The 12,809-nt window shown below is 59.3% G+C and carries 7 protein-coding genes; 3 read left to right on the top strand and 4 right to left on the bottom strand.

Annotation, left to right across the window (positions count from 1 at the left end; all coding sequences use genetic code 11):
* Window positions 1–597: 597 nt before the first annotated feature.
* Complete coding sequence (locus HMPREF3130_RS02010) at window positions 598–1,638, bottom strand: aspartate-semialdehyde dehydrogenase (RefSeq protein WP_049171166.1); 1,041 nt, start codon at window positions 1,636–1,638, stop codon at window positions 598–600.
* Between the two features lie 9 nt (window positions 1,639–1,647).
* The gene (locus tag HMPREF3130_RS02005; RefSeq protein WP_070429226.1) at window positions 1,648–2,913 is read right to left on the bottom strand and encodes an aspartate kinase; all 1,266 of its coding nucleotides are present in this window, start codon (window positions 2,911–2,913) and stop codon (window positions 1,648–1,650) included.
* A 587-nt stretch (window positions 2,914–3,500) separates the two neighbouring features.
* On the opposite strand from HMPREF3130_RS02005, the gene HMPREF3130_RS02000 reads away from it, so the two are divergent.
* On the top strand, window positions 3,501–4,526 hold the full coding sequence (locus tag HMPREF3130_RS02000) for a DMT family transporter (protein WP_246815093.1): 1,026 nt from the start codon (window positions 3,501–3,503) through the stop codon (window positions 4,524–4,526).
* Window positions 4,527–4,683: 157 nt separating this feature from the next.
* Window positions 4,684–5,727 (top strand): class C sortase, encoded by a 1,044-nt coding sequence (locus tag HMPREF3130_RS01995; RefSeq protein WP_070429224.1) that lies wholly within the window; start codon window positions 4,684–4,686, stop codon window positions 5,725–5,727.
* A gap of 6 nt (window positions 5,728–5,733) precedes the next feature.
* Here the strand turns inward: HMPREF3130_RS01995 and HMPREF3130_RS01990 are convergent, their stop codons facing one another.
* Both HMPREF3130_RS01990 and HMPREF3130_RS01985 read right to left on the bottom strand, forming a co-directional pair.
* Window positions 5,734–8,031: a YhgE/Pip domain-containing protein gene (locus HMPREF3130_RS01990; protein WP_070429223.1), complete on the bottom strand. Its 2,298-nt coding sequence runs from the start codon at window positions 8,029–8,031 to the stop codon at window positions 5,734–5,736.
* Window positions 8,031–10,664 (bottom strand): YhgE/Pip domain-containing protein, encoded by a 2,634-nt coding sequence (locus tag HMPREF3130_RS01985; protein WP_083276314.1) that lies wholly within the window; start codon window positions 10,662–10,664, stop codon window positions 8,031–8,033. Before HMPREF3130_RS01985 ends, HMPREF3130_RS01990 begins: the two co-directional genes overlap by 1 nt.
* Window positions 10,665–10,939: 275 nt before the next feature.
* On the opposite strand from HMPREF3130_RS01985, the gene leuA reads away from it, so the two are divergent.
* Window positions 10,940–12,757, top strand: a complete 1,818-nt coding sequence (leuA, locus tag HMPREF3130_RS01980; protein WP_049193461.1) for a 2-isopropylmalate synthase — start codon at window positions 10,940–10,942, stop codon at window positions 12,755–12,757.
* The last annotated feature ends 52 nt before the right edge of the window (window positions 12,758–12,809 follow it).

The raw sequence follows: 12,809 nt of genomic DNA, 5'->3' as shown, positions 1-12,809 counted from the left end.
CCACCCTAGCCACCCTGGCCACTGTCACCGCCCTGGCCACCCTAGCCACCCTGGCTCTCAATGCCGAGATGCTCGCGCTATTGCAACTCGTGGCACCAACTGTCGGAAAAGTTGCACTTCGAAGGTCGAAATGTCGCTAGAACGGGAATCTGTCAGCACAGGCGCGCCTCCGAATTTTGCGACAATTCCCTGACCTGCAGTTTTGCGGAGCTGCAAATCAGTGTCTTTAACGCATTCCCGTTCTAGCGACATTCACCCCTGCTAGCGCCCCAAATACGGCGCCGTAGGCCACGCATCCCCGGTCTAGCGACATCTGCACATCCTCACGCCGCCAAATAGGGCGCCGGCGCCTCCCGTGACGCAATCCCCCCCAGCACTGCGCTCGCACAATCTCACATTCCGCTGGCGCTGCAGCCAAGCGGAAAGCGTGGGCGTCAATAAGAAAAAATAGGCCCCCTACCGCAACAATGTGAACTACTCCCCATTAGTTGGACTGAGAAATCAGTTACCGACTAGTGGGGAGTAGTTGTCATTGAGAGCACGAAGTTCGCTAAGTGCCGAGGCTTAACTTTTTGCGCTTTTAAGTACTGCGCTCAACTACTGGTCAGCGACCAACAACTCCGCAATCTGGATGGTATTCAGAGCAGCGCCCTTACGCAGATTGTCGCCAGAGACAACCAGCACCAGGCCACGCCCCTCCGGAACCGACTGATCGACACGGATACGACCCACCAGGGACTCATCCACACCAGCGGCGGCAAGCGGATTCGGAACGTCGACGACCTTCACGCCCGGCGCGGACTCCAGCAGTTCGGTTGCCTTCTCTACGGACAGAGCATTCTCAAACTCAGCGTGAATCACCAGCGTGTGGCCAGTGAACACCGGAACGCGCACACAAGTACCAGCAACAGCCAGCTCGGGGATAGACAGAATCTTGCGGGACTCATTGCGGAGCTTCTGCTCCTCATCAGTCTCCAGCGAACCATCATCAACAAAGTTTCCAGCCACCGGCAGCGCGTTGAAAGCAATCGGTGCGACATACGGACCAAAGTCCTCCGCAACCAGAGCCGAACCATCAGTGGTCAGCTTCTCCAGGTTGTCGATGTTCTCGCGCACCTGGCCAGCCAGAGTATTCACACCAGCAAGGCCCGAACCCGAGACCGCCTGATAGGAGGACACACGCAGACGCTGCAACCCGGCCTCGTCGTGAAGCGGCTTGAGAACCGGCATCGCGGCCATGGTGGTGCAATTCGGATTCGCGACAATGCCCTTCGGGATGTCCTGCAAAGCATCCGGGTTGACCTCGGAGACCACCAACGGGACCTCCGGATCCTTACGCCACGCCGACGAGTTATCAACAACAACAGCGCCAGCAGCCGCAAAACGCGGCGCCTGCTCCTTCGACAGCGTGCCGCCAGCGGAGAACACCGCGACATCAATGCCCTTCAGATCCTCATCCGAAGTAGCCGCGACATCCTCGACAACAATCTTCTCGCCGCGGAACTCCAACTCCTTGCCCGCACTACGAGCAGAAGCGAAGAAACGAACCTTATCGGCCGGGAAATTACGCTCCGCCAACAGGGTGCGCATCACACGGCCAACCTGACCAGTGGCACCAACAACAGCAATCGTGGTCATAAGAACTCCTTAACGTCCCGTACCAGCGTAAACAACAGCCTCGGTGTCGCCACCGAGATTGAAAGCGTCGTGCAGAGCCTTCACAGACTTATCGACATCCTGGTCATTAACCAGCACCGAGATACGAATCTCAGAAGTGGAAATCAGGTCGATATTCACACCCTCATCAGCGAGCGCCTCACAGAACGTCGCAGTCACACCCGGGTGGGACTTCATGCCAGCACCGACCAAGGAGACCTTGCCCACGTGATCGTCGTAAAGCACGTCCTTCCAGTCATTGTCAGCCTGCAGCTTCTTCAGCAACGCCATCGCCTTCGGAGCGTCCTCGCGCGGGCAGGTGAAAGTAATGTCAGTGCGGTTATCCGCGATGGTAGAGACGTTCTGCAGCACCATATCGATATTGATCTCCGCATCCGCAACAGCACGGAACATCTTCGCCGCCTGGCCCGGATCATCCGGAATGCCCAGCACGGTCACCTTCGCCTCGGAGCGGTCATGCGCCACACCGGTCAACACTGCTTCTTCCATAGGGATATCCTCCATCGATCCATCAACAAGGGTGCCAAGTTCATTGCTATACGACGAACGCACACGCAACGGAACATTAAACGCGCGGGCGTATTCGACACTTCGCAGCTGCAAAATCTTCGCGCCAACCGCGGCCATCTCCAACATCTCCTCGAAGGAAATGTTGTCCAAACGCTGTGCGTCCGGCACAATGCGCGGATCCGCGGTGTACACGCCGTCCACGTCGGAGTAAATCTCGCAGACGTCCGCCTCTAGGGCTGCCGCGAGGGCAACCGCAGTGGTATCCGAGCCACCACGGCCCAGCGTAGTGACGTCCTTGGTCTCGCGGTTTACACCCTGGAAACCGGCCACTAGGCAGATATGGCCCTCATCGAGAGCCTCACGGACACGGCCCGGAGTGACCTCGACAATGCGGGCGTTACCGTGGCGCTCCGTGGTAATTACGCCGGCCTGCGAACCGGTAAAAGAACGGGCCGAGGCGCCGAGGCTTGCGATTGCCATAGCGACCAGCGCATTGGAAATACGCTCACCGGCGGTCAGGAGCATGTCCATCTCGCGTCCCGGCGGGACCGGGTTGACCTGCTCAGCGAGGTCCAGAAGCTCATCGGTGGTGTCGCCCATTGCCGAGCAGACAACCACGACGTCATTGCCCTGCTTTTTGGTTTCCACAATTCGTTCTGCAACACGACGAATGCGTTCGGCGCTCTCCAGGGATGAACCACCGTACTTCTGCACAACCAGTGCCATGGTCGGCAACCTCCAAAAACTAGGCAACTATATGCACGTAACTATTATTGACTCAATTTACTTGAGTCGCATTCGTAATTACATAGTGGGTTACCAAAACGTAGCTTGCGGAGGTTGTGCGGAGGGTTTGGATCGGGTTGCGTAGGGGGTTGTGGGGTATCGTGGCCGGTATTCGGGTGTGGGTTGGGTGTTTGGGGTATTTGGGGTGTGGATTGGGCGCGACTGCGCGGCGAGAGTGTGACGGCTGGGGTGTTTGGGGCGTTTGGGGTGTCGGTTGGGTGTCGGTCGGGTGCGAATCGGACGCGGCTGCGGGCTGCAAATGTGAAACTGACTAAGTTTATGACAAAAACAGGCCATAAAATGCCTCGAAACTGTCATAAACCTAGTCAGTAACTCTCGGTACTGCGCCAGGAACTCCCGGGCTCAGTCAGCTCCACTCCGGGCTCCCCGGCCCGGGCTCAGTCAGCATCTTGGCCGAACCAGCTAATCCGCCAGCTACTCCCCGAGGCGCTGCGGGCACAAAACACTGCCCCGCCCAACCCCTGCGAAGTGGACATGACAAGTGTTGCATGCCTAGCATTTCCTACGTGAACAATGACCTTCTCGCTGCGATACTGGCACTGCTGTCCGCGCTCAGCATCGCGTGGGGAACCGTCATCCGCCACAACCTCTCCCGAACACTGGAAGAGGGCACCAGCACACTTCGCGGAGTGGCGAAGACCCTGAAGCTGCCACGCTGGTGGCTGGGCTCGGGTCTGGCAATTGCCGGGTATGTATTTCAAGTCGCGGCGTTGGCATTTGGCACGTTGCTCCTGGTGCAGCCGTTGTTGGTCATGAAGCTGATGCTCACGCTCCCGCTGGCAGCGAAGGTCAACGGTCGGCGGATTTCGCGATCAGAGATGATCTGGTCCGTGGCGCTTACTTTTGCGGTGGCGACGCTGGTGTTGCTCGGCAAGCCGACCGCCGGCTCCACCGATATCCCCACCTACCTGTGGGGTTGGGCTCTCGCCGTCGGTGGCGTGGTCACCTGCGGGCTTTATGCCGCTGCAGTTCAGTGGCCCAACACCGGCACCGGCGCCGGTGGCGGCTCAGACACCAAACAGCGCGGAGTGCTACGCCAGAACCCGAAGGCCCTGCTGCTCGGCACGGCAACCGGCTGGCTGTACGGCTTCGTCGCGCTGCTGTCTAAGTCGGTGGTCGATACCTATGTCAACGACGGACTCGTCCAGCTCCTGCTCTCCTGGGAACTCTGGCTGCTGGTGGCACTGGCGGTTATTGGCGTCGGCCTGCAGCAGGCGGCTTTTAACGCGGGACCGTTGCAGGCTTCGCTACCAGCTATGACCGTCGTGGAGCCGATTGTTGCCTTCAGCTTGGGATACATCGTTCTTGGTGAACGCTTCCAGGCAGTTGGTGTGCAGTGGGTGGCGCTGTTTATCGCACTGGCGACCATGATTTCTGCCACTATTGCCCTGGCGGCTCGGCCGGCAGAAGCCACCGCCACAGCCTCCACAAGCGCCCCAAGCTCCGCAAAAGCCGATGCAAACACCGCAAACACCGACACCACCAGCACCGCAAACACCACCACAGATTCCACCGATGCCACAGCGCGGTGAGTAGAGTTCAACTCTCCCGGGCCGCATCACCTACATTGGTATTTGCACTTATTAAGTCGTTAGCGATTTGTCGGCCTGGCTATCCCCTGCCCGGGAACTATCCCTGGTGAGAAAGACCCGTGGCCGCTATGCACAAGGTCACCAAAGGTAGGACTCGATGGGGCGTCATTCCCATTCCAAGCGGGCAACTTCCAAGCGGGCACCCAAACCGACATCTAAGCGGAAGTCCGAACGCGCAAACAACACCAACGTCAGCGCCGCAACCAACACCAAAGCAAAGCCCCAAAAGGGCAAGAAGCTCAACTCGAACACCATCATCGCCCTGCTGCTGATCATTGGCGGTTTGGGCGTGCTGCTGTACCCGGTTGTCGCAACGCAGTGGAACAACTTCCTGCAGGCCCGCGCCGCAGATGAGTACTCCAAGCTGGAGAAATCCGCTCCTCCCGAGGTCTTGGACACCGCCTGGAACGAGGCCCACGAGTACAACGCCAGTCTCGGCGAGGTCAATCCCGGCGATGCCTGGACCACCTCCGATGACGAGTCTTCCCCGGAGTACCAGCGCTACCGTCACTACCTCGACGTGCTTGGCGAGACCGACGCGCTCGGCCGCATCGTCATCCCGTCCATCAACTCTGACCTGCCCGTTTTCCACGGCACGTCGGAAAAGTCGCTTTCGCGCGGTGTCGGTCACCTCTACGGCACCGACTTCCCGGTCGGCGGCGTGGGCGAGGGTGAAGGTCGTCACGCGTCGCTGTCGGCGCATACGGGTCTGCAGAATGCGACGCTGTGGGACAACCTCGACAAGGTCAAGAAGGGCGACGCGTTCTACATCGCAGTCGCGGGTCACAAGTTGAAGTATGAGGTCCACGACGTAGCCGTCGTAAAGCCGGATGAAACCGATGCTTTACGACGCGTCCCCGGAGAAGACCTGATCACCCTGATTACGTGCACGCCTTACGGCATTAACACGCACCGACTGCTGGTGACGGGGCATCAGGTGCCGATGGATCCTGACGAGGAGTCCGTGTTCGACGGCAGCGGTTCGCAGTGGCAGTGGTGGATGTGGGCCATCCTGGCAGCAGCGGCGGTGATCATTGCGCTGCTGATTTGGTGGCTGCGGAAGCTCTCGCGCGACGGCAAGGGCGAGCCGGAAGCCGAGCGCGAGAGCGACGAGACAGAGAATGACGAGGCGGAGGATTAGGCCCCCTTACGAAGTCGCCATCACCTTCGTCTCCTCGATTGCGTTCTTGATCTCGTTGATTCCCTTTTCAAAGATGCGCTGAAGGCCCAGCGCCAGAATCAGCGACGGGATGATGAACAGCGCCAACATGAACATCAGCTTCCAGTAGTCTGCCTCATAGATACCGGCGATGGAGCTGCGGAACATATCGATCGCGTAGGTACCCGGCAGCCAAGGGCTAATGTTCTGGACCCACTGTGGCACCAGCGGCAGCGGATACGCGCCACCTGCGGCCGAGACCTGCATCACCAGCAACAGCACGCAGATGGCCTTGCCGGCGTTGTCGAAGGTGAAGACGAACGAGAAGACGATCATCATAAACACCAGCGAAATCACCCAGCCGGCCAGCAGCATCAGGAATCGGTGTGCGGGATCGATGCCCACGTACACCTGGAGTCCCAACACCATCAGTGTGGACTGAACCAGGCCTACGCTGGCGAAGGTGGCGAACCGGCCGAAGTATTTCTCGACGCGGGTGTAGTCATCGGCCTGCGCAGCGTTGATTTGTGCGTCACTGGTCGGCTCGTCGATTTCATCGCTGGCTGCATCGCCCTGCGCATCATCGACTGCATCGCTGACCACATTCTCGGCCTCATCATCGCCGACCTTCTGTCCGTCGCGGCTACGGACCGTGGTGCGGATCAGCACCGACGACAGCAGCGCACCGATCCACAGCGCGAGGGTCGCATAGAACGGCGCCATACCCGCACCGAAGCTCTGGACTGGGAAGACGGGGTCTTCCTCGACCTGCACCGGCGCGGCCAACTGCGCTGCCAGGGCACTTGGGTCATCACCGACGGCCTCAGCAATTCGCGAGAGGTCACCGGTGTCCTTCGCCTCTTCCAGCGCGTTGTGAATCTCGTCGAAGCGAGCCGCCAGATCATCAAAACGGTTGCTCAGGCCCATCGTGGCGGCGCTAGTCTTACGAAGCGTATCCACCGGCGAGCCGGAAATCGTACCGCGGATGCCGCGAATGTCCTCGCCAATGACCTCGATGTCGTTGCTCAGACGCGACACCGGCTCCGACAGTGCGTCGATCTGCGGGCGCAGGTTCTGCTCGTAGGAGTTTTTGGCATTTTCCACAGCGGCAATCGCAGCCGTGAAAGCGTCCTTCGCCTGGCTTATCGACGATCCCGTATCCCGGCCACCGCGCAAATCCGCCGCCACGGCGGAGAAACTCTCCTGCAGCCCACGGGTGCGAGCAATCGAGGTGTTCAGATCGGAAATCGCGCGGTCATAGCCCGGCTTAGCGACACCCGGAACCACTGCCCCCACGGTGTCCTCCAGGCGGTCGCGCATCGCAGTCAGGCCATCGGCCTGCTGGCCGAACTTGGCCGCCATCGCGTCAAAGGTATCTGCGGTCGCGCCGCTGGTGGCCTGGGTGCCGTCGACAAGCTCGTTGACGCGATCGCGCACGCCTTCATAGCTCGACTGCGTTGCGTCGAGCGCCGTGCTAACCGAGTCGCGGACATTGCCGACCGCGGCTTCCAGATCGCCTGCGACGTTGCCGTCACCCGAACCATTGCGCAGAATGTCCATCCGCGCACCAGCGTTTTCCAAAATGGAATCCGCGGTCTCCACCAGCGGCACGGTGGTCTCCACCAGCGTGGACAGCGAACGAGCAGTCTGCGCACCGGAGCGCAGCCGCGCGGCGGTGTCATCAACGCGGTTTTGCACGCGCGTCAGTGCCTGCTTGGAGTCGGAGGTGTTTAGATACTCATCCAGCGAGGTGATCACGCCCAGCCCAACACTGGCGACGACCTGCGTGAAGTTCTTGTCAATCTCCTGAATAACGCCACTCGCGCCCTTACTCGTAATGATTGACGAAAGCGCGTTCTTCTTCTCATTCGTATAGAGCGTCAGCTTCGGCGCCTTGGTGCCCCGGACGTAGAAGGTCATCAGTTCAGTACTGAAGTTCTCCGGAAGCACGATTGCCGCGTAGTAGTCACCGGACTTAGTGCCGTCGATGGCGTCCTCAGAATCCGTAATCTGCCAGTCAATTTCGTGGTTACGGCTCAGCTTCGACAGCACCTCATTGCCCAAGTTGACGTCAATCGCACCGATATCCGTGCGATGACCACGGTCATTACTGGCGACCGCAATCTTCAGCTTTTCGGTGTTCTCAAACGGCTCCCAGCTGGCCAGCACATTAAAGCAGGTGAACAGCAGCGGAATCAGCACCAGACCGAAAACCATGATGCCGGTCATCGTGTTCTGGCGGATCACCCGAAAGTCATTCCGCACAATTTCAAGAACGTTTCTCATTAGGCTTCACCTTCTGGGGAAGTCTTCACGCTTGCCGACGACACCTTCGCCTGTGGCTCAAACGAATCACCAGCATTTTCCAGCGAGTACGCATGCGGATGGGAAGTTTGGTGCTCCATGTAGGCGCGCAGCTCCTCCTCCGACATCTCGCTGAGCTCCTGGGCGTGAATCACAGACTGCTTGACGTACTCGCGCACCGCGATGTAGGCGAGGCAGAGCAGCACAAACAGGCAAGCCAGACCGAAGAACAGGGCCTTCTGATCCGGGTAGTTACGGGCCAAAATACCCAGCACCACCAGGGCGGCCACGGCGATGCCAATGGCCATGCGCATGAACAGCGTGTAGCTGCCACGCAGATTCTCCATCCGCTCGTCGACTCGCGATTGGTACTCCTCGCGGTTACGCAGCGCAAAGACGAGGTCACTGAGCTTGTATCCGCTACCGACCAGGTGGACTTCTTCGTTGTTGACCAGTCCGCCCTCTTCAAGCTGGTGGTTAACCAAGACATTGACCGAGGACAGGCTGCGGCGCAGCCAGTAACCGACCACGTAGGCGACCACTGCCATGGCCATCAAGGTGAGCATGTTCTTCAGGTAGTAATTCGAGTAGAAACCACCAATGGTCTCGCGGAGAGCATCAATGCCGTAGGTCAACGGCAAGAACGGATTCAGCGCCTGGAAGAAGTCCGGGGTCATCTCAATTGGATAGAGACCGGCGGCGCCAGGAATCTGAATAAACGCGAGCACTACGGCAATACCACGTCCCACGTGGCCAAACGCCGCCACCAAACTGTAAATAATGGCGAGATAACACAACTCCACCACGACACAGGTGAGGACGAACGCAACCGCGCTGACATGCTGCACACCAATGACGATGTCACCGATAGAGACAATCAGCGCCTGGAAAGTAGCGATGATGCCCAGCAGCAATGTGCGGCCCATGTACGCCTGGCCCACCGTGATTTCCTTGAAACCTTCCGCGTCGACTTCCACGCGGAAAATCACAATCAGGATGAACGCGCCAATCCACAACGACAGGTTGGTAAACAGCGCCGCCATACCCGAGCCGTAGTGATCCACCGGGAACACGGCCTCAGTCTGGATCTCGGCCGGATCGCTCAGGAACTGCGAAATTCCCTCGGGGTCGAGGTCATTGACCATTTCCATAGCTTCGCGCTCTTCGGTGGTGCCCAGGGTAAGAACATCGAGACGCGCGGTTTCCAGGCCATCGCGTACGCCATCAAGGTCAGCCTTGAAACTCTCGAGGACCTGATTCGCGGCGGAAAGCTGCCCACTCGTAGCGTCGAGAAGCGCGGACGTTTCCTTGACGGTGTCCTTTTGCGCGCCAAGCGCCGCCGCGTACGAACCCACGCGCGCGTTGAGCTGATTAAGCGCCCTGCTCAACTGCGGGAGCGCGTCCTGGGACGCCTCGCGGATCTGATCCGAGGCGGCCTTGCCGTCCTTGGTGGCCTGCGCCAATGCCTCGCTGGTGGCGTTGAGGGAGTCGAGAGTTCCCTGCGCCGAGCCGGAGACGTTCTTCAGGCCCTCCACCAGCTCTTTATTGGTGGCGTTGCTCTCGTCGAGCGCATCGATGGTGCGCTGGATTGCCTGCTTATCCGGGCCATTGAGCGGGTTGGCCTCCAGCAGGGAATTCAGCCCACCAATGACCTGATCCGCCTGGTTGACGATGTCCTCCGCCGCAGCCGTCGCAGAATCCGAACGGGAAATTGCGCCCTGCAGATTGCCAGTCATCGCGCCAATCGCGGCGTTGGCGTTACCGGTGCCCTCCACCAGAGCGGTGCTGCCCTGCAAGTAGGCGTCGTTGAGATCCGCGGAGAAATTCAGGACCTCGTTGTTGAGCTCACCAGTAATCGCCTGCACCTGCGTCAACGCATCCTGGGCGTCATCGAGGGCCGTGTCCACGCTGCCGAGAGTCTTCTTGATCTGCGCAATCGTCGGCTGCAGATTGCCAATCTGCTCCTGGATAGCACCGACTTCATCGCGGCTATTGGCAACCGCATCGGCAACATCCTGGAAAGCATCAGCGGAATTGAGACGGGCCGCATCGAACCGACCCTGCAGCAGATCGCCAGCTTCCTTGACCTGCTCGGTGACCGCCTTCGCGATCTCCTTATTAAAGGACGCGGAGATCTGGCCATCAATGCCGGACGCGCCCTGCGCCGTGATGTGCGGCGAGATTGCGTTGATCTTCTGGTTAGCGCGGTAGGTCAGTTTTGCTGGATGCCCCTGCCCTTGGATCAGATCGACCATTTCCTGCGAGAAATTCGGCGGAATGGTGATTTCGGCATAGACCTTGCCGCGCTTTAGATCTCGGTCTGCCTTCTCGGCATCGGGGAACTGCCAGCCCAGTTCATGATTTTCTTTTAGTTGTTTGACCACCTGGTTACCGATATTGAGACTTCCGGTAACCGAGGAACTCGCGCCCTTGTCCTCATTCACAATTGCCACGCCGATGTTCTCGGTGTGCTCATACGGATCCCAGAAGCCCGGGATGTTGAACCAGGAATACAAGGCAGGGGTAATCATCACGCCGATGATAATCACCCACACTCTTGGGCTATTGCGGAGACGGCGCAAGTCTCGCTTCAGAATAGACCAGCTAGTTTGCACCTTAAGGACGCTATCATCTTTACCCCGCTAAATACATTGGTCCTAGCTTTAGAACTATCGATGGGCGGGGTGGGTGGCGTGGATGGCTGAGCATATTTCCCCCACTAAAACCCCCGAATGATGAAATTCATATAACCATCGGGGTAAGGTACATCACATGCAACGCGGACTACTGCTTCTATGCCGCGGCGGGGCTTGGGTTTAAGGCCGGCTCCCCGTCGCGGGGTAAGTTGTGCCGGCCTACAAGAAAAGTCCGAATTAGAAAGGCCCACAACATGTCTCCTTCCGACGCTTTTATTTCCGCTCCTTCTGTAATCTCCACTCCTGCTGGCGAGATTCCGGAAGGACAGCCTGCTTGGAATAAGCAGCGCAACTCACAGATGGCAACCAACCGCTACCTGCCTTACGACCAGGAAGTTCAGGACTTCCAGCTGAAGGACCGCACCTGGCCGGACAAGCGCATTACTAAGGCACCGGTTTGGTGTGCCGTCGACCTGCGCGATGGCAACCAGGCGCTGATTGATCCGATGAGCCCGGAGCGCAAGCGCCGCATGTTCGAGCTGCTGGTCCAGATGGGATACAAGGAAATTGAGGTCGGATTCCCGTCCGCTTCCCAGACTGACTACAACTTCGTGCGCGAGATCATTGAGAAGAACATGATCCCGGACGATGTCACCATCCAGGTTCTGGTTCAGGCTCGCGAGCACCTGATCCGCCGCACCTTCGAGGCATGTGCCGGAGCAAAGAACGTCATCGTTCACTTCTACAACTCCACCTCGATCCTGCAGCGCGATGTTGTGTTCCGTAAGGACAAGGACGCAATCAAGAAGATTGCCACCGACGCCGCGGAGCTGATTAAGACCATCGCGAAGGACTACCCGGACACCAACTGGCGCTGGGAGTACTCGCCGGAGTCCTACACCGGCACCGAGGTTGAGTACGCCAAGGAAGTTGTCGACGCCGTGGTTGATGTCATCGACCCGACTCCGGACAACCCAATCATCATCAACCTGCCGTCGACCGTGGAGATGATCACTCCGAACGTCTACGCAGACTCCATCGAGTGGATGCACCGCAACCTCAACCGCCGCGACTCCATCATTCTGTCGCTGCACCCGCACAACGACCGCGGCACCGGCATCGCCACCGCTGAGCTCGGCTACATGGCCGGCGCTGACCGCATCGAGGGCTGCCTCTTCGGCAACGGCGAGCGCACCGGTAACGTCTGCCTGGTCACTCTGGGCCTGAACATGCTGACCCAGGGAGTCGACCCGCAAATCGACTTTTCCGACATCGATATGATCCGCCGCACCGTCGAGTACTGCAACCAGCTGCGCGTTCCGGAGCGCCACCCGTACGGCGGCGACCTGGTCTTCACCGCTTTCTCCGGTTCCCACCAGGACGCCGTGAACAAGGGCCTCGACGCAATGGCAGACAAGGTCCGCCCGGGCGCTGCCGTCAAGGAGCTTTCCGACGAGGACCTGCGCGCGGTGACCTGGGAAGTTCCTTACCTGCCCATCGACCCGAAGGACGTTGGTCGTTCTTACGAGGCCGTTATTCGCGTGAACTCCCAGTCCGGCAAGGGCGGCGTGGCCTACATCATGAAGACGGACCACGGCATGAACCTGCCGCGCTCCATGCAGGTCGAGTTCTCCTCCGTCGTGCAGGCAGTCACCGACGCCGAGGGCGGCGAGGTCAACTCCAAGGCGATTTGGGACATCTTCGCAGGTGAGTACCTGGACCGCGAGGCTCCACTCGAGCAGATTGCCCTGACTGTCGATGCCCCTCAGAACGAGTCGGACGCCACCAAGATCAAGGCTCACATCGTCTACGAGGGCAAGGAGCAGACCGTTGAGGGTGTCGGCAACGGCCCGCTGGCCGCTTACGCCAACGCCCTGGAGAAGCTCGGCATCAACGTCGAGGTTCAGGAATACGTCCAGCACGCTCGCACCGCAGGTGACGACGCCGAGGCTGCGGCCTACGTCCTCGCAGATGTCAACGGCACCAAGGTCTGGGGCTCCGGCATCGCTGGTTCCATCACCTACGCGTCGCTGAAGGCAGTCACCAGCGCGGTCAACCGCGCACTGGCTTAAACTCCACATAGTTACTGACCAGGTTTATGACACTTTCGTGGCAAAATTTGTG

Source organism: Corynebacterium sp. HMSC14B06, from assembly GCF_001807075.1.
GTDB classification, from domain to species: Bacteria; Actinomycetota; Actinomycetes; order Mycobacteriales; family Mycobacteriaceae; genus Corynebacterium; species Corynebacterium jeikeium_D.
This window is presented reverse-complemented; position numbering and strand designations above follow the sequence as displayed.